Annotated in this window: 23 protein-coding genes and 1 tRNA gene; 8 read left to right on the forward strand and 16 right to left on the reverse strand. The window is 42.2% G+C overall.

From position 1 onward, the window contains the following. The first annotated feature begins 10 nt into the window (after positions 1-10). From lolA to NE536_RS09570, 5 genes are read left to right on the forward strand one after another with little or no spacing between them, the layout of a single operon-like run. On the forward strand, positions 11-637 hold the full coding sequence (lolA, locus tag NE536_RS09550; protein WP_259509825.1) for an outer membrane lipoprotein periplasmic chaperone LolA: 627 nt from the start codon (positions 11-13) through the stop codon (positions 635-637). Between the two features lie 8 nt (positions 638-645). Next, complete coding sequence (locus tag NE536_RS09555) at positions 646-1,977, forward strand: replication-associated recombination protein A (protein ID WP_261272549.1); 1,332 nt, start codon at positions 646-648, stop codon at positions 1,975-1,977. After that, positions 1,970-2,344: a fluoride efflux transporter CrcB gene (crcB, locus tag NE536_RS09560; protein WP_006081645.1), complete on the forward strand. Its 375-nt coding sequence runs from the start codon at positions 1,970-1,972 to the stop codon at positions 2,342-2,344. Before NE536_RS09555 ends, crcB begins: the two co-directional genes overlap by 8 nt. A gap of 18 nt (positions 2,345-2,362) precedes the next feature. After that, entirely contained in the window at positions 2,363-3,649 is a 1,287-nt protein-coding gene (serS, locus tag NE536_RS09565) for a serine--tRNA ligase (RefSeq protein ID WP_261272550.1), read from the forward strand. 19 nt (positions 3,650-3,668) lie between these two features. Beyond that, a complete protein-coding gene (locus NE536_RS09570) occupies positions 3,669-3,791 on the forward strand; it encodes a hypothetical protein (protein ID WP_006081643.1) in 123 nt (40 codons plus the stop codon). A 143-nt stretch (positions 3,792-3,934) separates the two neighbouring features. On the opposite strand, the gene NE536_RS09575 is transcribed toward NE536_RS09570, so the two are convergent. The 6 genes from NE536_RS09575 to punR form a co-directional block, all read right to left on the reverse strand. Beyond that, entirely contained in the window at positions 3,935-4,273 is a 339-nt protein-coding gene (locus NE536_RS09575) for a TusE/DsrC/DsvC family sulfur relay protein (RefSeq protein ID WP_006081642.1), read from the reverse strand. Further along, a complete protein-coding gene (gene tusB, locus NE536_RS09580) occupies positions 4,267-4,548 on the reverse strand; it encodes a sulfurtransferase complex subunit TusB (protein ID WP_006081641.1) in 282 nt (93 codons plus the stop codon). The genes NE536_RS09575 and tusB overlap by 7 nt, the downstream gene beginning before the upstream one ends. Next, complete coding sequence (gene tusC, locus NE536_RS09585) at positions 4,548-4,904, reverse strand: sulfurtransferase complex subunit TusC (RefSeq protein ID WP_063882974.1); 357 nt, start codon at positions 4,902-4,904, stop codon at positions 4,548-4,550. Before tusC ends, tusB begins: the two co-directional genes overlap by 1 nt. Before the next feature lie 14 nt (positions 4,905-4,918). Further along, entirely contained in the window at positions 4,919-5,308 is a 390-nt protein-coding gene (gene tusD / locus NE536_RS09590) for a sulfurtransferase complex subunit TusD (protein ID WP_012089235.1), read from the reverse strand. Positions 5,309-5,378: 70 nt separating this feature from the next. Continuing rightward, complete coding sequence (locus NE536_RS09595) at positions 5,379-6,038, reverse strand: Bax inhibitor-1/YccA family protein (RefSeq protein WP_261272551.1); 660 nt, start codon at positions 6,036-6,038, stop codon at positions 5,379-5,381. A gap of 398 nt (positions 6,039-6,436) precedes the next feature. Further along, a complete protein-coding gene (gene punR / locus NE536_RS09600; RefSeq protein ID WP_028759950.1) occupies positions 6,437-7,339 on the reverse strand; it encodes a DNA-binding transcriptional activator PunR in 903 nt (300 codons plus the stop codon). 115 nt (positions 7,340-7,454) lie between these two features. On the opposite strand from punR, the gene punC reads away from it, so the two are divergent. Further along, positions 7,455-8,726 carry a purine nucleoside transporter PunC gene (gene punC / locus NE536_RS09605; protein WP_261272552.1) on the forward strand — a complete coding sequence of 424 codons (1,272 nt, stop codon included), beginning with the start codon at positions 7,455-7,457 and terminating at the stop codon, positions 8,724-8,726. 80 nt (positions 8,727-8,806) lie between these two features. Further along, positions 8,807-8,897 (forward strand) — tRNA-Ser (locus tag NE536_RS09610). Positions 8,898-9,090: 193 nt separating this feature from the next. Here NE536_RS09610 and NE536_RS09615 read toward each other — a convergent pair. Then, complete coding sequence (locus tag NE536_RS09615) at positions 9,091-9,654, reverse strand: hypothetical protein (RefSeq protein ID WP_261272553.1); 564 nt, start codon at positions 9,652-9,654, stop codon at positions 9,091-9,093. Then, on the reverse strand, positions 9,651-11,264 hold the full coding sequence (locus NE536_RS09620) for an MATE family efflux transporter (RefSeq protein ID WP_261272554.1): 1,614 nt from the start codon (positions 11,262-11,264) through the stop codon (positions 9,651-9,653). Before NE536_RS09620 ends, NE536_RS09615 begins: the two co-directional genes overlap by 4 nt. A 478-nt stretch (positions 11,265-11,742) precedes the next feature. On the opposite strand from NE536_RS09620, the gene NE536_RS09625 reads away from it, so the two are divergent. Further along, positions 11,743-11,928 carry a hypothetical protein gene (locus tag NE536_RS09625; protein ID WP_261272555.1) on the forward strand — a complete coding sequence of 62 codons (186 nt, stop codon included), beginning with the start codon at positions 11,743-11,745 and terminating at the stop codon, positions 11,926-11,928. A gap of 1,335 nt (positions 11,929-13,263) precedes the next feature. Here NE536_RS09625 and NE536_RS09630 read toward each other — a convergent pair. The 8 genes from NE536_RS09630 to NE536_RS09670 all read right to left on the reverse strand — a co-directional run bounded on the left by NE536_RS09630 (position 13,264) and on the right by NE536_RS09670 (position 19,971). Continuing rightward, positions 13,264-13,833 carry an SMP-30/gluconolactonase/LRE family protein gene (locus tag NE536_RS09630; RefSeq protein WP_261272556.1) on the reverse strand — a complete coding sequence of 190 codons (570 nt, stop codon included), beginning with the start codon at positions 13,831-13,833 and terminating at the stop codon, positions 13,264-13,266. 536 nt (positions 13,834-14,369) lie between these two features. Next, positions 14,370-14,750, reverse strand: a complete 381-nt coding sequence (locus NE536_RS09640) for a DUF952 domain-containing protein (RefSeq protein WP_261272557.1) — start codon at positions 14,748-14,750, stop codon at positions 14,370-14,372. Between the two features lie 236 nt (positions 14,751-14,986). Then, on the reverse strand, positions 14,987-15,556 hold the full coding sequence (locus tag NE536_RS09645) for a hypothetical protein (RefSeq protein ID WP_261272558.1): 570 nt from the start codon (positions 15,554-15,556) through the stop codon (positions 14,987-14,989). A 103-nt stretch (positions 15,557-15,659) separates the two neighbouring features. Continuing rightward, a complete protein-coding gene (locus NE536_RS09650) occupies positions 15,660-16,781 on the reverse strand; it encodes a hypothetical protein (protein ID WP_261272559.1) in 1,122 nt (373 codons plus the stop codon). A gap of 125 nt (positions 16,782-16,906) precedes the next feature. Next, positions 16,907-17,965 carry a hypothetical protein gene (locus NE536_RS09655; RefSeq protein ID WP_261272560.1) on the reverse strand — a complete coding sequence of 353 codons (1,059 nt, stop codon included), beginning with the start codon at positions 17,963-17,965 and terminating at the stop codon, positions 16,907-16,909. A 628-nt stretch (positions 17,966-18,593) separates the two neighbouring features. Continuing rightward, positions 18,594-19,193, reverse strand: coding sequence for a hypothetical protein (locus NE536_RS09660; RefSeq protein WP_261272561.1), 600 nt, complete (start codon positions 19,191-19,193; stop codon positions 18,594-18,596). A gap of 78 nt (positions 19,194-19,271) precedes the next feature. Continuing rightward, complete coding sequence (locus NE536_RS09665) at positions 19,272-19,559, reverse strand: hypothetical protein (RefSeq protein ID WP_261272562.1); 288 nt, start codon at positions 19,557-19,559, stop codon at positions 19,272-19,274. A 25-nt stretch (positions 19,560-19,584) separates the two neighbouring features. After that, positions 19,585-19,971 carry a hypothetical protein gene (locus NE536_RS09670; RefSeq protein ID WP_261272563.1) on the reverse strand — a complete coding sequence of 129 codons (387 nt, stop codon included), beginning with the start codon at positions 19,969-19,971 and terminating at the stop codon, positions 19,585-19,587. Positions 19,972-20,225 lie beyond the last annotated feature (254 nt).

Genomic DNA, 20,225 nt, shown 5'->3' on the forward strand with positions numbered 1-20,225 from the left:
AAGGAATAAAATGAAAAAACGATTATGCGCTGTGTTGTTAGCTTCACCTTTGCTATTTAGCGCGGCTGTGTTTGCCGATGATGCGCAGCAGTTAAGAGACAAACTGATTGGTACTGCTTCACTAAAAGCCGATTTCAAACAAACCGTCACTGACGTCAATAAAAAGATCATTCAGACGGGTTCTGGTATTTTTGCCTTGGCGTATCCTAATCAGTTTTATTGGCACTTAACTCAGCCAGATGAATCGCAAATTGTCGCTGATGGTAAAGATTTATGGATCTACAATCCCTTCGCCGAAGAAGTGGTCATCATGGATTTTGCCGAGGCAATCAATGCTTCGCCTATTGCTTTGTTAGTCCACCGCGACGATGCCACTTGGTCACAGTATTCAGTCACTAAGCAACAAGACTGCTATGAGATCAAACCTAAGGCGATTGATTCGGGCATATTGTCCGTCAAGGTGTGTTTCAAAAATGCCCAGTTAGCCAACTTTAATGTTGCCGATGACAAAGGTAACTTGAGCCAATTTGATTTGAGCAATCAGCAAGCGATTACTGATAAAGACAAAGCGCTGTTCAGCTTTGTGCTGCCTGACAATGTCGATGTTGATGATCAACGTCGTAAAACAGCGCACTAGGCGATAGCGTGAGCAGTTTATCCTTTAATTTCGCCCCCGACTTTCGTCCCTTGGCCGCACGCATGCGGCCAAGAACGATTGGCGAGTACATAGGTCAAGCCCATTTACTGGGTGAGGGCCAACCAGTACGCAAAGCATTAGAAGCAGGACGCGCCCATTCCATGATGTTGTGGGGGCCGCCGGGCACAGGTAAAACGACCTTAGCCGAATTAATCGCACATTATTCAAATGCGCACGTTGAACGCATCTCTGCTGTCACCTCTGGCGTCAAAGACATTCGCGCGGCGATTGAGCAAGCGAAAGCCATGGCTGAATCCCGTGGTCAACGCACGTTATTGTTTGTCGATGAAGTCCACCGATTCAATAAAAGCCAGCAGGATGCCTTTCTGCCATTTATTGAAGATGGCACTGTGATTTTTATCGGTGCGACCACTGAAAACCCATCCTTTGAAATCAACAATGCCTTGCTCTCGCGGGCACGGGTTTATCTTATCAAGCGCTTAAGCCATGATGAGATTGCCCATATAGTGACTCAAGCCTTAAGCGATACCGAGCGCGGCTTAGGCCAACGCCAATTTGTGATGCCAACCGATGTGCTCACCACACTGGCGCAACTTTGTGATGGTGATGCCCGTAAAGCGTTAAATCTTATTGAGTTGATGAGCGATATGCTCGCCGATGGCGGCACCTTTACCACTGAAATGTTGATCCAAGTGGCGGGGCACCAAGTTGCCGGATTCGATAAGAACGGCGATCAGTTTTACGATTTAATCTCAGCCGTCCATAAATCAATCCGCGGTTCAGCACCCGATGCGGCGCTGTATTGGTTTTGTCGAATATTAGAAGGCGGCGGCGATCCGCTGTATGTCGCAAGGCGCTTACTGGCAATTGCCTCTGAAGATGTCGGCAATGCCGATCCTGCGGCGATGACCATCGCGCTTAATGCCTGGGATTGTTTTCACCGTGTTGGCCCAGCCGAAGGTGAACGAGCAATAGCACAAGCCATTGTTTATCTTGCCAGCGCGCCTAAGAGTAACGCTGTCTATACCGCATTTAAGGCCGCCCGTGAGTTAGCTCGCGATACTGGGCAAGTCGAAGTGCCGCACCATTTACGCAATGCACCGACTCAGTTAATGAAAGACATTGGCATGGGAGCAGGGTATCGATATGCCCACGATGAAGCCAATGCCTATGCCAGTGGTGAGAATTATTTCCCTGAATCCCTGCAAACAGCGCAGTTTTATTTTCCGACTGAGCGAGGGTTCGAGAAGCGAATCAAAGATAAGTTGGCGCAATTAGCCCAGTTATATCAAGCCAGCGAGCATAAAAGATATGAATAATCTCTTACTTGTGGCGCTAGGTGGTTCAATTGGGGCTGTTTTTCGATATCTTATTTCAATATTCATGATCCAGGTATTTGGCAGCAGTTTTCCTTTTGGTACACTGTTGGTTAATGTCCTCGGTTCATTTTTAATGGGCGTAATTTACGCACTGGGGCAAATGAGTCATATCAGCCCAGAACTCAAAGCGCTGATCGGTATCGGCCTGTTGGGCGCTTTGACAACGTTTTCGACTTTCTCTAATGAAACCTTATTGCTGCTGCAAGAAGGGGATTGGCTGAAGGCGACTTTGAATGTGGTGTTGAATCTAAGTCTATGTTTATTCATGGTGTACTTAGGTCAGCAACTGGTTTTTTCTCGCATTTAACTATTAAGAATATATCACATGTTAGATCCTAAATTTTTGCGCAACGAATTAGAAGTTACCGCTGAGCGACTGGCCACCCGTGGCTTTATTTTAGACATAGCTCACCTCACTCAATTAGAAGAAAAGCGTAAGTCACTGCAAGTGGCTACCGAAGAATTACAAGCGTCGCGTAATGCCATCTCCAAATCCATTGGCCAAGCTAAAGCCCGTGGTGAAGATGTTGACGCTATCATGGCGCAAGTGGGCGATTTAGGTTCACAGCTGGATGCCAGAAAGATTGAACTGGCGGCCGTGCTTGAAGAAGTGAATGCCATTGCCATGTCAATGCCAAACCTGCCAGACGAATCCGCGCCAATCGGTGCCGATGAAACAGAGAACGTTGAAGTTCGCCGCTGGGGCACGCCACGCACGTTTGATTTCCCAATTAAAGATCATATCGATTTAGGCGAAGGCTTAAACGGTTTAGATTTTAAAAATGCAGTGAAAATCACTGGCTCACGTTTCATCGTGATGAAAGGCCAAGTCGCCCGCTTAAACCGCGCCATTGGTCAGTTCATGTTGGACTTGCACACCACAGAGCACGGTTATACCGAAGCCTATGTGCCGTTACTAGTTAACGAGGAAAGTTTACTAGGTACAGGTCAGCTGCCTAAGTTTGGTGAAGACTTATTCCACACAAAGCCAGCCACCGAAGAAGGTCAGGGTTTGAGCTTGATCCCAACCGCAGAAGTGCCATTGACCAACTTAGTGCGCGATAGCATTGTTGATGAAGACGAGCTGCCGATTAAGTTAACCGCGCATACCGCATGTTTCCGCAGTGAAGCGGGCTCATACGGCAAAGATACCCGTGGTCTGATCCGTCAGCATCAATTCGACAAAGTAGAAATGGTGCAAATCGTTAAGCCTGAAGATTCAATGGCGGCGCTCGAAGCGCTAACAGGTCATGCTGAAACCGTGCTGCAACGTTTAGGTCTGCCGTACCGTACTGTGATTTTATGTACTGGCGATATGGGCTTTGGCTCAAGCAAAACCTACGACATCGAAGTCTGGTTACCGGCACAAAACACTTATCGTGAAATTTCTTCTTGCTCAAACATGAAGGATTTCCAAGCCCGTCGTATGCAAGCACGTTACCGCGTGAAAGCAGATAATAAGCCCGCGTTACTGCATACTTTAAACGGTTCCGGTTTAGCAGTGGGTCGTACCTTAGTGGCTATTTTAGAAAACTATCAAAATGCCGATGGTAGTATCACAATCCCAGAAGTGCTGCGTCCCTACATGGGCGGCTTGACTCAAATAGGCTAATGGAACGCAAAATAATACTATGGATAAAGGCCAGCGCTATCTCCGTTGGCTTTCCTATACCGCTGTCATTGCAGTATTTTTTGCGGTGATGTTGGCGACCATAGGCAAAGCCGTCTGGGTTGTGTTAGAAAACGTCAAATAACCCTATTAACTTTGTTCAAGTAAAAAGAAAGGCATGTTTCCCAAGGGAACATGCCTTTTTGTTTGTGCCACATTGATGTTCAATGCTCACATTTGACGCTTACGTTCGATATCGAGTTAAGTGTGATGACTTAACCTATACGATTAAATGCATTTAGCTGGCTTTGGCAGGCCTGCAATTTTTGTCGCTTGTTTTGCTGGGCCAATAGGGAACAAGGTATATAAGTATTTTGAATTGCCTTTGTCTGGCCCTAAAGCTTGGCCAATAGCTTTGACTAATACGCGAATAGCAGGGCTCGTTTTGTATTCAAGATAAAAATCGCGAACAAAGTTAATCACTTCCCAATGGGCGGGCGTAAGCACGATTTGCTCTTCTGCCGCCAATAGTAAAGCCATATCTGGTTGCCAATCGTTGAGATCTTTTAAATAACCTTGATGGTCACGGGCGATTTCTGCGCCATTAAATTGCAATGGATTTACCACGTTATCACCTTGTCATGGAGTAATGATTGAGCCACAAACTCATTGTAATCGATAAGCGTCACGTTCTTTAAACGCTCAGATAGGCCGCGTGCGACGACATCGTCTTTTAAGACCATCAGCTTGAAGGGCGATAATGCCATTGCCCATTGACGCAGCAGTAACGCGTTCACGCCATCGCTCGATAGTAGAATCGCATCCTCCTTACAGGCGTAACGTAAGCAGAGTTTCAACGCACTATCTCGGCTGGGAGATGTTTGAATATGATGTAAAATCATCAGAATACTAAGACCTCATCCACCTGTTTTAAATGGGCAGCGATGGCCTCATCGTTGACCACAGTAACAGGAACTGACAGTAAGCCATGGCTTAAGCCGTAGTCGGCTAAGGATTGCTTACAGACAAATACCGACTCGATATCGTACAGCGGCAGTGCTTTAAAGGTGGAGATGTAATCTTTAGCGCCGATAAGCTCAGGCTGTTGATCTTTAATCAAATGCAGCACACCTTCATCGACAAACACTAAACTCACTTCTTGCTCAAAGCTGGCGCTCAGCAGGGCGAGATCTAAACCTTCGCGGCCACGAACAGTACCGTGTGGCGAACAGCGAAATAGAATACACAATTTTTTCATAGTCACCCTGAGAGTTAAAAACTGATCAAACGATCGGCCGATTCAATGCCGGTGACAAGCTCGCCTAAACCGCCCATGATAAATGACTCGCCCACATTCCAGTGGCTCAGGCCATTCTCGCTTGCATCTTGCTTGCTTACAATCCCACGGCGCAGCGCTGCTGAAACGCAATTGACTAACGGGAGCTGATGGGATTGCGCGAGCTGTTTCCAGTCACTGATCACATCGTTTTCATCGGAGGCGGGTAAGCTTAAATCTGTGGAGTTATACACGCCGTCTTGATAAAAAAACACACAGATAATCTGATGCCCAGCCAAAAGTGCCGCTTGGGAAAAGCGTAAGGCGTTAACACTCGCCGACGTGCCATAAGCGGGCCCGTTCACTTGGATAATAAATTTGCTCATTCAAAATAAAAAATGGCCCTAAAAGTAGGGCCATTCTAACGCAAGTTAAGCTAAAAATCGCTAACTAGGATTAGTCATCATTACCTATGCCCATTAGGTGCAACAGCGCGATGAAGAGGTTTAAGAAATCTAAGTATAATGAGATAGTTGCGCGAATGTAGTTCGTCTCGCCGCCGTTCACAATACGGCTAGTATCAAACAGGATAAAACCTGTCATCAATAATGCAATACCAGCGTTAATCGCCATAAAGGCCACGCTGTTACCCATAAAGATGTTAATTACGGCAGCGGCAATCACCACAATCAAGCCAGCAAACAAGAAGCCACGTAGGAAAGAGAAATCTTTCTTAGTGGTCACCGCATAGGCTGATAAGGCAACGAAAATCACTGACGTTAACCCCAGTGCTTGCATGATCAGCTGTGGGCCGTTTGCCATGCCTGCGTAGTGATTCAGCATGTAGCCCAGAGATGCGCCTTCCATACCCGTAAAGGCAAATACCCAGAAGATACCCGCTGCAGATTCGGCTTTACGTAAGGTTACAAACAACAGCACTAGGCCACCAATGGATAAGCCAATGGAGACTAATGGACTGATATTTAATGCCATTGCCAAGCCAGCGCACAGGGCAGAGAAGGCCAATGTCATAGACAACAGCATATAAGTGTTTTTAAGAAGTTTGTTCACTTCCAGTGTTGACGCACTCGTCGAATATAAGGTTTCTTGGGTCATGTTGATCTCCGTTGACACATTTCCGAACTGATCATTTTGATTTTTTACAGCACACTAAGTTCCCGTAAAATCCTAAAACGAACTTAACTGCATTCATGATACCGTACCTGAGATACGGGTGAAAGTCATAGAACCATGAATAACAAATTGTTAATCTTAAAAATTTTGCCTCACCACACATATCAATCTTAAGTGCTAAGCGTTTAGCTAAGGTTGGCGCTATCCGTATATTTATCCAATAAGCACATGAATTCGGCGTTAAAACTGAATGGGCTTGATAAATACGCCCGCTGAACTTACTGCCAATTCAAAGTTCAATATCAATTTCAAAGACAGTCCAATGCTAATTGCAATGCCAAGTATAAGGACGAGATCAACATATTGAGTTTAAACCAAGCTTAAGCCAGCCACTCTTTATGCAATTTTTCAGTATCGCCCAGATATTCTAGCACCCAAGCGAGCGCGGGCGACATCTTGTCGGCATTCCACGCGAGGCAACAAGGGCTGGTCTGTTTCGGATTTTCTAGCTGTTTCTCAACCAGCGCGCCCGCTTTAATAAACACGCTCGCTAAATGCACTGGCATATAACCAACGCCTAAACCTTCGCGGAAACAGTTAATGGCGCGGATCCAATCGGGTACAACGAGGCGACGTTGATTTTCGAGCAACCAAGTCATACGTTTTGGAATTTCCCGAGAAGTATCTTCTAAACAAATCGAGGGAAAAGGGCGCAGCTCATCGTCACTTAATGGGCGGTCAATACTGGCCAAGGGATGATTTTTACTAACAAGAAACGCCCACTCAATATCCCCCATGTCTTTATATTGGTAAACACCACCGACTGGAATTGCGGTTGTCGCACCAATAGCAATATCACTGCGACCCGTGGCGAGCGCTTCCCAAACCCCGTTAAAGACCTCAATGCGAATAATTAATTCAATATCATGGAAGTGTCGATAAAAGTCAGCAATTAATACGCTGATCCTGTCGGCACGGACGATATTATCAAGGGCTATGGACAAGGTGGGTTGCCAACCATTTGCCACGCGCTGCGTGCCACGTTTCATCTCGTCCATCTGCGTGAGCAAGGTTCTGGCTTGCTTCACAAAATGTTCACCCGCTGGTGTTAACGTTACGCTGCGATGATGACGTTCGAAAAGAATGACGCCGAGTTCTTCTTCTATTTGCTTGACCGCGTAGCTCACGGCAGAGGGCACTTTATGTAGCCGATTCGCCGCCGCGGTGAAACTACCTACACGAGCCACAATATCAATGAGTTCTAGCGCTTGTTCTGAGAGCATAGCTGACGTCCGTTCCAATGAAAATAATTGATAGCACAAGTCAAAAATAAACGTTTCCAATAAATTTAACAAGTCTTTAGACTGCACACTTTAGTCAATCCGACCCGATTATTTTATGAAAACGTCTAGTAACACCTTTGTAAACATAAAGTTCTTTATGTTTCTATTCTATTTAGCCATGTTGAGCATGCTTGGCTTTATTGCCACTGACATGTATTTGCCTGCTTTCAAAGCAATTGAAGGCTCATTTGACAGCACACCATCACAGGTGGCGATGTCACTGACCTGTTTCCTTGCGGGTCTTGCCTTAGGTCAGCTGCTTTACGGCCCGTTAGTCAATAAAATCGGCAAACGTTGGGCACTGATCTTTGGCCTTGTTTTATTTGCCATTGCTAGCGTGTTTATTGCCAACAGTGATTCTATATTAATGCTCAATACCGCGCGCTTCTTCCAAGCCATTGGCGCCTGTAGCGCAGGGGTTATTTGGCAAGCTATTGTGGTAGAACAATATGATGCCGATAAAGCCCAAGGTATTTTCAGCAACATTATGCCATTGGTTGCATTATCGCCTGCATTAGCACCGATCCTTGGCGCTTATATTCTGAACGAATTAGGCTGGCGTGCAATCTTTATCTCTTTGTGTGTTATCGCTTTTCTACTGATATTGATGACCTTGTACTTTGTGCCAGGCAAGCGTCAGCATACGCACAGTGATCATGCTGCAGTATCTTATGGGCAAATTTTGAAAAACACCCGCTATTTAGGCAACGTCGTGATCTTCGGCGCCTGTTCCGGTGCTTTCTTTGCTTACCTAACTGTATGGCCGATTGTGATGGAGATGCACGGTTATCAAGCGACTGAAATCGGGCTAAGCTTTATCCCGCAAACCATTATGTTTATTGTCGGTGGTTATGCGAGTAAGTTACTGATAAAACGCATTGGCGGGCATCAAACACTCAATATCTTGTTGTCGATTTTCGCAGCCTGCGTTATTTCGATCATCATGTTCACGCTGATTTATCCCGCGAGCACGATTTTCCCACTGCTTATTTCTTTCTCTATTTTAGCTGCGGCCAATGGTGCCATTTACCCAATAGTCGTTAACAGCGCGCTACAGCAGTTTAGTCAGAATGCCGCTAAGGCTGCAGGATTACAGAACTTCTTGCAGATCAGCATTGCCTTTGGTGCATCTAGCTTAGTCGCTATGTGGGCAAGTCTTGGTGAAGTGGCGATCGGCTGGGGCATTCTATGTTGCGCTATCTTAGTTGTGGTCGGCTATGTACTTAAGAGCCAACAAGAGTGGGGCGATTTTGCCAAACATTTCACTAAGCCAGATCCCGCACGTGTCGGCATAGTGGCCGATGTGAAGCAAAATCCAGCGGATTGAGTGTAATAGCAACAATTGACGCATAATTAAGAGTTAGTGCTTTACAGTCAACACACTTACTTATATTATGCGCCTCGTTCGGAGGGGTGGCAGAGTGGTTTAATGCACCGGTCTTGAAAACCGGCGTGGGTTTATAGCCCACCCAGGGTTCAAATCCCTGCTCCTCCGCCATATTAAGTCAAAAAGCCGCTAATTACTTAGCGGCTTTTTGCATTTTAGCGATTCTAGCCTTGAGTTTCTGATTCGAAACGCAGCGCCTCCACCATATTTCACCAACAAGGCCGCCAGCACTGATGACCTTGCTAGTCTTTACTATTTAACTCTAGATTCGCTCATTCAAGATGCACTGCAATCTCAGCCATCATTACACTTTGGGTAATTTGTGTTGGATCATGGCCAGCGCAAAGGAGCTCCAGTCTGCATTAGCATAGCTACTCACCAGATCCCGCAGGATTGTCGGTTCGCCGGCGTTATCCACCTGTTGAAAAATTATATGCAAATTCAGCGCATTACAGTAATCCTGCCGCTCCACCACAAAAAACTGCTTCTTGAAGGGGAGTAGTAATGTGCCTTCAGCTTGTACATTAAAATCACGCGCGGCTAAATAACCTGTAAACCAATGATTGAGTAGCGTATCGCATTGCTTAGTGTGGAATAAGTTTCCCCAATCATCCCCGAGTATGGCTTGACCCGACAGGACTCGCTGGCAATGATGAAAATCGATAAAGCCTAGCTCACGTGCAATCACTTGTTGGCAATGCTTAAGCTGGAGATCTGAGTGTAAGATGCCCAACTTCGCCATTAAGGTCGCGACTCTTTGCTTGGCAGACGGCTCATCCTGCTGACAAGCTTTGAACAGCTTTTTAGCGCGAATTTTGTTTTCATTTAATACAATAGCGCTTGAGTCTTTCATATTGGCTAACTTCATTGTGCATTACCTCCATGACTGACTCGATTTGCTCGCGGCACCTGAATGAAAGGCCAAATACTGATGATCAATAAACTCAAGAGACAAGCTAAAATGTCCGCGATTGGAAAGGCCATCCACAACTCAGCCAAAGCGTTTGGCATGATATAAATGTTTAATGCACCTGTGATAAATGAAATATCTGCGAAGGATAGTTGAGGCAACAGGATCAGCAGGGGCAGTAACAAACCATAGATTTTTATCCCAGATAATAGCAAAGCAAGCTTAGGGCGATTTGTGCCTTGATACACAGCAATCGCAATACCTGTGATCCCCGCTAAAGGTAAAGCGATAAACGGCACACTCGAAATCTTAATACAAGCGTCAATGAGTGAGGGATCATCGGTGAAAATACCAAAAACCGAGGTAGGAAACTCCATAAATATAATTGTCACTAAACTCAGATAACAGCAGGTCAAGACGATTCCCCATTTAGCACACGCTAACACCCGAGAAGATGCCATCGCCCCATAGTTATACGCACTGATCGTTTGCGCTGCGCTGGTAAGTGCCATAAGCGGCAGGGCGATAAAGATATTAAAGCGTCCGATCAAACCATAAGCGCTAATCATGTACGCAACCTCATTCGCGGCTGGCGTATGGGGCACTATATTGGCTAAATGACTGACTAAAATATGATTTACCGATGAGATCACACTGGCAATCCCAAGATATGATAATAGTATTGGGCTACCCAAGCCAAGAATCGCTTTTATCTCAGTGAGATTGAGCTTTATCTGCTCCATTCTAAAACAAATAGGCTGGGTAGCTTGCTTATGAAGCACCTGTTTACTGGCAAAGCGGTTATTTGGGACAAAATAGACAACAGCGATAAATAGACTCACACATTGACCCGCCACCGTTGCCCACGCCGCACCACTCACGCCCATCTCCAAAACAGCAATAAAGAGTGTATCGAACAAGATGTTCATGACCGCCGACAACAAGATAACCAGCAGCATCAACACGACTTTGCCTTGTGCTCTGAGTAAATCGCCGCTAAGAGATAACAAAAAAGTGAATAGACTAAAACAGAGAATGGGTTGTAGATACTCTGTAGCAGCTAAGGCAAGTGTTGAGCTTACCCCAATAAACGCCAATAAATGATCAAGCTGGGCGAGTGACACGATAGTCACTATCAGGCCGCAAGCTAGGGCTAACGCAAAACCAGTGTTCGCGATTTGACTCGCCTTATCAAACTCGTTTGCCCCTAAAAATCGGCTTACTAAGGTCGCAGTACCATTTCCTATCATGCAGGCCAAAGCAAAAATCATCATTTGTAACGGGAAGGCAATCGTCACCCCAGCCAATGCATCGGCACCGATGTATTTCAAAATAAAATAAGAGTCGACTAAGTTGTAGCTGCCGCTCAGCATCATGGCCAATGCCATGGGTAACGCAAAGCGCAAATACAAAGTAGGGATAGCTAACGTACCTAAGGACTCAGTTGACTGAGATCCTGAGTGAGATTTCCTGTGGGAGGGTGTTTCGGTGGCTGCAAAGGGTACAATGTCAGAAGGTTCAACATTGATACCGGCGGGTTTGAAAGTGTTAGCGGTTGCATGTTTCACAAACAATTCTCCTAAGTTTATTGGCATTCCGCTAAGCCAAACTTATTTGATTGCTGTGGGTTCGATATGAAATCGATTCGCAACACTATTAATTTATCAGAGTGATATCATCTTTTGCGGACAGGCTTCTCTGCAACCTGCCGCGTATTATTCTCACTCATCCGTCTGATGTCAATTACCAGATTCTAGTCGGGAGGCAAGGGCGCATTGCAGTTCTGTATAGTCAACAAGACCAATATTTAAAAGTGCGCGTAAAACCAGATACAACATCAAGGATTTGCAATACACCATCCAAAGACGGCAAACTTGTGCGAACCATTTACTGTCCAAATTAAGCTACAAGTCGAAGATCCAACGTAGTGAACAACTTTGGCGGCCTTGAACTAAAACGCTTTGGCTTAACAATCACGCCAATAACGTCGTTAATCGCATCAGCACCAAGAACGATGGCAAATCCACACAATAAGGACGCCAAATCATGGATGAGTCACTAATCAATAGCACAATCCAGCTACGCAATGACATACAAAGCATCAACGAGTTTCTACTGAAAGGCTTAGCGCCTGAAGATGCTCAACTGCAATTAATGGCTAAATCTTGCGTGTTACTGGGCGAACAGGACGACACACTAGAACAACTTAAGGACACTGCATCATGCAAATAATCCCTTATGAGGGTTCAAGATAAGCCAGAACTGCGAAGAGTCACACTAGAAGAACCATTTAGACATCCTAATCCCTTCCAAACAAAGCTGCGCACAATGTATATTATGTTAAATGAAATTGATATTCTTTATATTCCCCCGTTTGTTCGTGTTCGTGGCCACTCAGAATGAGATTTCGTGGCAGACTGAGATTTACCTTTATGATGAACATGAATCTAGGCCGCAAGCTAACCTACTGATATTTTTTTGCTGTTTGACTAGCTAGGATTAGCAAATGGATATTCAGATAAAAATTACGGACGGTTTCTTATTCGATTAGATTGAAATTTTCATCTAAAGTCTGATATTGAAGATGTCATTGAGCTATTGGATTTTCGCGTCTCTACGTGAATGCTTTAAGATTTTGTGTAACAATATGCGAAAGAAATCATGTAAAACGCGCAGTAACAGCTTTAAAGCAGATTTACTTATGCAGAAAGCCTTCAAGTTCGAAGATATGATATGACTCTATCGAAGCGGATGTTAAAGCGACCTAAACTCTGGCTAAGTGATACATTTGTCTTACCGGCTATAAATGCACTGATTGATACATGGAATCTTTAGAAATGAACTGAAAAGAATGAGTTCATTGAACGGTTTAATAGTGTTATCTGAGTCTCCAAGAATGCCGATAAATGACGTTATCGGCATTAGCGTAAAACTGTATTTTTCTTGAATAATAGCTTATGCACATAGTAACAAACTGTATTCATCTGATTGAATCATGATGGACAACAAAAACTGTGTATGTCGAGGGTACACTGCCCTAACTTGTTGCGAATTGCGAAGCTAGTAAATCTCAGCGCATGGCCACTTTATACTCTTTAAACCCCAAAAATCTTGTTGTATTGAACCACACTCAATAAAACATTGATGAGCTATATCCTGGTACGCCTTCCCTCATTAGGTGCTAAAATTGGACTAAGTCTTAATTGCATAGTTCAAATAAAATCGAGTCATGACTACGTTACTACTATCTCCCTTATCCGCCCTCGCCCATCAATCTCTGTAAAGGTTTGTTCTAAGTATAACAATCCATTGCTTGAAGTTATCAATACCACCTAAATAACTGGAATTACTCAACTTAAGTTTTGAAAAATGAAGTTTAGTGGCTTGTGTGTCGCGTCGCTACGTGAATTCTTTAGAGTCTTGGCTGGCATAGTCCTCTATTATTCACGTAGCAACGCGTTCTTTTTGACTGGTATCAATATTGCCAATCTTCATAGGCCAATGGCAGACTGTTGAGTAAATTACGATGCTCTCGTCAATTTGGCATTTGCTTGTCTAAGATGGCGTTCAAGTAAATATCTTTGAAATTTCGGCTAAAGGACTTTGCAGTCCGTTTATACCGACTAACTGATAAATAAATACATCGCCTGCCTGTGACTCATTTGATAATTGTTCAGCACTTAAGGAATGCTTTGCGCTAGTGATGATGAGCCAGTCCATGTTTGGCCCACCGATGGCAATACTGGTTGCGTTGGTGACGGGTAATGTCAGTGTAAGATAGACTTGGCCGTTGGGACGATAACGCACCACTTGGCCGCCACCCCATCGGGCGTTCCAAATATATCCAGCGGCATCGACTTCAGAACCATCAGGGAAAATCATTTGCTCTGTTGTGACAAATGAACGCTTATTGCTAACTGATGCTGTGTTTGGATCAAAGTCATATTGAAATATTTCATGTGTTGGTGAGTCTGCATGGTACATAGTTAGCTCATCTAGACTCCAGCAGAGCCCATTTGAAATGCTGATGTTCTCGCACACTTTTAAGCATTGGCCTTGATGAGCTACGCAGTAAAGTGCAGCATCACTGCTTGGATAAGGGCCATTTTCGACCGGTGATGTCTGTTTTATGCTCAACGGCAAAACATCATGGCAGTAAAAAAATCCCTCTACACTAAAGCGAGTTCAACCGCTAAATACATAGGGGACGTTCAGTTAGTTCACAAGTCTCGACTGCAATATCACTATAAGCTATATAGTCTTTTGCGGTCTTTACGGTAACATTTAAAAGCCAAGATCCAGAACGAAACCAAAACGAATAACGCTACCTTATCGTACCTATGTAATAACTTCCCAACAATGGCATCTTCTAAAGGTTTCATTACTCCTTGGAACTCAATTTCAGCGATGTAGTATTTGCCAATCAATAATATTACAAAGTGAAAAACGACACCAAAAATCAGGGCTAACTGAGTGCGTTTTGATAATGACAGCACATATAGGAATTCATATACAAAGTTCATTTTTACCTTTAAAAACGACGTGTTAAGTAGTGAGCGACATAACCATTCAACTTAAAACTATTGCTCTGTAAACACAAGGCTCGACCTGAACTAAAAATACCGAGCGTTGCGAATTTTAGCGTCGCGCAGAGAGTGCGCTCCAATGCTTAGTTAGAATACAGACGCCTCAGACAGAGTTTTTCCTATCCGAAACGAGACAGCACCTTCGTCATCTGACCCTGCGTCTAACGCAAAAACTCGAACCACATTCTCAACTGGTACGCCCTCAACATAGAGATTTGGCCAGATACCCAAAGGCTCCTCAGTCCTCTCCTCCCATCTCAGATATTTCGCCATTCCAGAAACATCAATCTCAAGAACGACAGGCTCTTCCTCAACAGAAAACCATCGGTTCGCGACAAGCTCCACATCCTTCAATTCGTTCAGATGAACTCTGCCCCGCCGTTTATCTGCCTGGCATCGAGGGACACGCCCGCAACGCTCAGCCTCAACCCAATCTTCTTTAGGAACAACTCTATACAAATGATTCACATCAACGCTTCCTATCTGTTTTATAGATGCCCATTTAAAGGGCTTGGTTTAACAGCTTCGAGGCAAAACGTTTTAAGGCTAAAATCTACTTTTGGACAATTTCCGAGTTAGACTTTCGCTCGAATTAGTGAGTATCGCATTAAAATTTATATGGGTAACACCTAGTTAAGCGGATAAAAATGGTTGGCTATAATCGCGTAGCGACGGCCAACTGTTTTTTCCGTTTAAACGACTAGTTAAATGCATTGCTCGATTTGATAACTTAAACCAGCAATTAAACTATCAATTTGATTTTCTTTAAGAACATACTTAGGAATATATTTAAGCCCAACTGGCAAATCACTTTTTGGACTTATTAAAGCTCCTTTCCCACTTCCAAAATAAGAAAGTACGAAGCTTTTTAAAACACTTTGACCTTCAATTTGATAGGCGGTTCTAAATATTGATAGGTCACCAATCCACCCGTCGATCTCTATCCAGCAATGTCCATCCCATTTACCAGAAACAATATTTCCTGATTTGGTTGGCTCAGGTAAGTTCTTCTTACATTTGAAAATTGTTAAACCTGAAACTTTTAAATCTCCAGCCACTACTATTGCAGGAATAGAATAATGATCTTTAAGATAACCCGCCCACATTGCACTTATCATTGCACAAGCACCAAATGATGGAGGCACATTTGTCATTATATCTTTAGCTGAATCGCAAAGAAACTGTGGATTTTGTAAAGTAAAATTATTGAATAATTCTGCTTCATTAACTCCTTTGTACCTTGCAACTAACTGTTCTATAGATGGAGTTCTCATATGGTTTCCTTGACATTTGACACCAAATTAACGTGTGATCAACGTCGCCACTGGACTAAACCACTGCGCCGTAAACAATAAACTTAACCCGAAGCGTAGCTAATCACTGTTGAATTGTTATGACTACGCTAGCAAGTTTCCAAATTTCGTACTCACTTTTTAAAGTCTCTACTTCTTTCTTGATCTCTATGTCTAACTCATCTTTAGTTAGCAACCATTCATTGACATCATTCATGTTGAGGATCGATTCGAGCATTTGAAAGTCTTTGAATGGATTCAAAGCAACAATATTGTCTGTAAATACGCCGTTACCACATTTAGCATTTAAAATATCGATAAACATAAAGAGAGATTTTTGGAAGTCCCAATTATTAACGTATAACAATACGCCTGTGAATGCGTCGAGAAATGAAAGTTCATACTTTGTTTTAAAATCAACCTCAGAATTCCTTGAAATGAAACTTTTTAGTTTAAGCATCAACTTGTACTTATCACTTAGAAATCGTACATCAAAAATTAATTCATGCTTTTTTAAAAACTTATTTAGATCTTCTTCTTTTACGCTCGAATTAGTATGTTTAGATACTTCCTCGAATATAGCCATGCTTTTAGTCGCGATGCGGTCTAAAGCGTAAATTTTCCAATTTAGATTTTTAACCTCACCAAGCTTTGGATGAAACTCATAAAAATTTCTATTTCTTCGATAATAGATCGTCGAATAATGAAGAATTTTATCCTCACGTAAAGACAACTTCACCATATTTTTATTTTTAATATTCATATGCCAAACTCTAAATTTGGCTATGTCCTGCCTATTAAGAAAACCATTGTAAATGGCTTTTGACACATACTCTCCTATCAACTTAGTTGCCAAACTTTTACTTTCTAAAAAGTTGATTTTTTCACAAGAAATATCTTTAAATGGCTTTATTTCTCGTAAATCGCAATATTCATCATGAATGTCAGAACCATCATTTGCAATGAACCTAAAGTGAGGTTGCTTAAGGTTTTTCTCACTTAGTTGACCTTTCGCTCCAGATACTAGAACCGCACCTTTGATACCACATGAAGGACACATCAAATCGTTATGGATAAAATTCCGAAGATTTTTATCAACAAACCTAAGTTCAGGATCTTGTTCGATTTCATAGCCAAGTAGTTGGAGGTATTGTGAAGCATCTAGCTCACGGTCAAACTTTATACTAAAACTTGTAATCGCCATCATATTCTCCAAAGCAACCTAGTTGTCATAACGCCGCATTAAGGTATGAGCAACGTTCCCCTCAAACTAAACCATTGTACAGTAAACACAAAACCCAACCTTGAACTGAAAATGCCGAGCGTTGGGAATCACTCTTCAATGCTTTGTAATACATCATTGACTGTTACTTCGATAACCTCAGCTTTTGCTTGGAGAAACTCATATGCTGCTCTAGTTTTCTTTACAAATGCAATGTCTCTGGAAAAGACAAAATCGGCAAAGCTACCAATTGATGCATGACCTGCATCACTCATAGCTGCTGTAAACCTTTCCTCTTTTTTCATTTTCGAGTCTGGATGATAACCTACAATATTTAGTACATTGTATATAGATGTTATTTTTTCGAAGAGGTACATTTCTCGGTTATAAATTGGGTTCAAGCTAATGCCGTAGAATTGCTCAATAGTGAAATTTAGCCCGGCATAACCATCAACGTCTTTATGTGCTACCCATATTTTCTGAAGAACATTTGGTGGCTCAATATTATTTAATTGAACTGGGCCTATACCAGTCTTTTCCCTGTAATCGTTGACTCCAGAGTAATTACTTTCGTCAGTGGCATGTTTACGTAACGCTTGCGAAGATTGATTAAGAGCTTCATCGTACGATCTTTTTAACTCTGATGTATAAGCAGATACATGTTTGTTAATCTCAGGGGAAAGATTCTGAATTTCATCCACGTTAACCAAGGTCTGGAGATGGCTCAATAAATTGTCAAACGCGCCAATTTGCTCATTTTTTATATCATCAAAAGTATCTCCATTCCGACCACCATAAAATTTAAGTAAAGACTGAGATGTCGATTTTTCCAATTGCTCATAAACTGGTTCAATATTTTGGCAATAATTCCTGAACGCATCAACAGGCTTTGTGATACTTATCATTGCGTCACCAGTACACTCAAATCGAGTAGTTAGAGCGAACTTTAAATGCATAGCCTCTAGATAATGTAAAACATCCAAGAACAGCGAACCATTTTCTCCAGACCGTTTTATCTCTTTGAGATTTTCGTCAGAGTATAAAATCTGATACTTTTGCCGAAGATCTTCTTTAAAGCTTAATGTGGGATTTTTTACCAATAAATCCAATATATTATGGTCAAGATAAGCTGTTGGCTTTCCTTGATATGTAGGAATTGAATTTTCCATCTAGCTATCCTTTGATGTAAAACATTTTATTAGTGCGTATGCGCGCGTTTATCACGTTAGTCCAGAGAAAATGCGCGCAGTTAACTATCTGTATACAAAGAACTTATCAGCTTTTTAATAAATACACCATCTGGAAAAACGCGCATGCGCGTTTTTAAAACCTATTAACTAAAAGTAGATTCAAATAATTGATTGATTTTATATGGTTTTATTTATTATTAGTTGAGTTAACGCGTACAGATATTACCTTCAAATCACCCCAAAATATCTAAATTTAAATACGACTGTGTAGCCATACATTGTTGTGTCGTTTTACGGTAGGGTTAAAGATTAGGTAAAATAGATGAGTATTTATAGGGCAACTGGTGAAGAAATTTCCGATTGGAATAACGAGTTAAAACACGGAATGGGGCAAAAATTGGTTAACCAGAAGCTCATGAAAAATGATAGTGTTCGGCGTGTGAAACAGACTAGGCAAGTCTGATTCTCTCGCTCAATTTTGGAAATTTCTGAGTTCAATTGTCAGCGTTAATTAGAAAATTTTCTGATTAAAATGTCTATCAGTAATTTCCAATTCAGGCGCGCAGAAGGCGTCATTTGAAATTGCTAGTTATACAAATGGAGAACCTCAACCATCAATATGTAGCAGGCTATTTAATAATGTAGAAAGCAGCCAACCTATGAAGCCACCAACCAGCAAGCCAGGAACTTGATTTTTTAGCTTACTTTTTTCTTTTAGCTCTTCGCTTAAATAGTCTACTTTTTCGGACTGCTTAGTAATTTGCTCTGAGAGCATATTTATTAACGAAGAATCGATTCCTAACCCTAACTTCTCTATAAGTTGTCGTTCTGGAATCAGTGTCGGCTTTCCGCTTTTCATCACGTAAGGACTACCATCGGCAAATGCCAGAGAGTCACTCTTTAGAATCTCGAGCAAATAAATGTTCTGAAGTCTAGCTTCATGAACACTACAATTTATCTCAACACCTTCAAGAAGCTGCTTGCACTTATCAACCAATTCACTAGCTACATTTTGATAACCAGAGCCATAGCCCGAATATGCCCCTAATAATATATAGCCGCCATTGTCATTTGCTATGGCTGACACGTATTTAGCAAGATCTACAGGACTTACAGATGCGGGTAAAATCAACTGGTCTACATCATTAGAGGTCTGTATAAAACTTGAGGCCCAATCTTGGATTGAGGTGTCTATAGTTTTTTGCATTAAAAAATCCCAATATGAAGGCTTACTGATTTTTTGAACTTAATTCTTACTCACTGTTAGTATAACTGTGTACCTAAGTCAGCTAACGAACTTATAAAATCTTTCAAGAATGAATGCTCTGAGCTCTTGCTCGCGATCTGGAAAAGCTCCTCTGACAAGATAAAATTTGTTTGTATTTGATAGTTGGTCATAAATTGCTTTGTCTATATCAAGAACATTACCTATACGCCCGAACAAAGCAGACATCGCACAACTCATCGACGTTATTGAGAATGAATCATCCGACATAAGAAGTTTTTCTAATTCATCTAAGCCATCTGATTCATGTAGATAATTGCCTGCCAATGATAAATCTACTTTTTTCATAGCACATCCTTTTAAGAGTTACTTTTTATTTTTCAACGTCTAATGAGAGCTGAAGCTTTTTGATAAAAGCGCTTCCATTTTTGTCATAAGGTAAGGCAATTCCAATATCAGTATGAACATTTGGATCTGATATGTCGTCGAATATTTCCTGAATCAGTTCCATCATATTATTTATATCATTATGCTCAAACTTTAAGTTCAGAGGCTTTACCCCCATCAATGTGCTTAAGTCATTGTGAGCTAATAACTTTTGTCGCCATAGCTTTATACCAGTAGACTCGTAGAGACCTTTTAACCCGTCAAGCTTCTCTTCCAACTCAGGACAGTTACATTGTTTGATTATATGTGCGAGTGATAGATTCTTATTTTTCCCGTTTCTGCTGGGTCTAGTAAACAAGCAATGCTCAGACATAGCTTTTCTACATATGCTCTTTGTATTCTTCTAAATATCAATGGGTTGAATTCATTCAAAACGGCTACTGATTCTTGAAAAGTAAATAACTCACTATACACCGTCAAATCGATGCATAATCAGCAAAGTAGTTCTTTATCACTTCTAGCTCTTGCAGGTTTATCTTGGAACGAGCAAATTCCACACGATGTGGTAAAGGTAAACTATTAGCTTTGCAGCACTCATCAAAAGACGAATATATTGAAATTTCAGAA

The sequence above is a fragment of the Shewanella septentrionalis genome, assembly GCF_025370265.1.
Lineage (GTDB): Bacteria > Pseudomonadota > Gammaproteobacteria > Enterobacterales > Shewanellaceae > Shewanella > Shewanella hafniensis.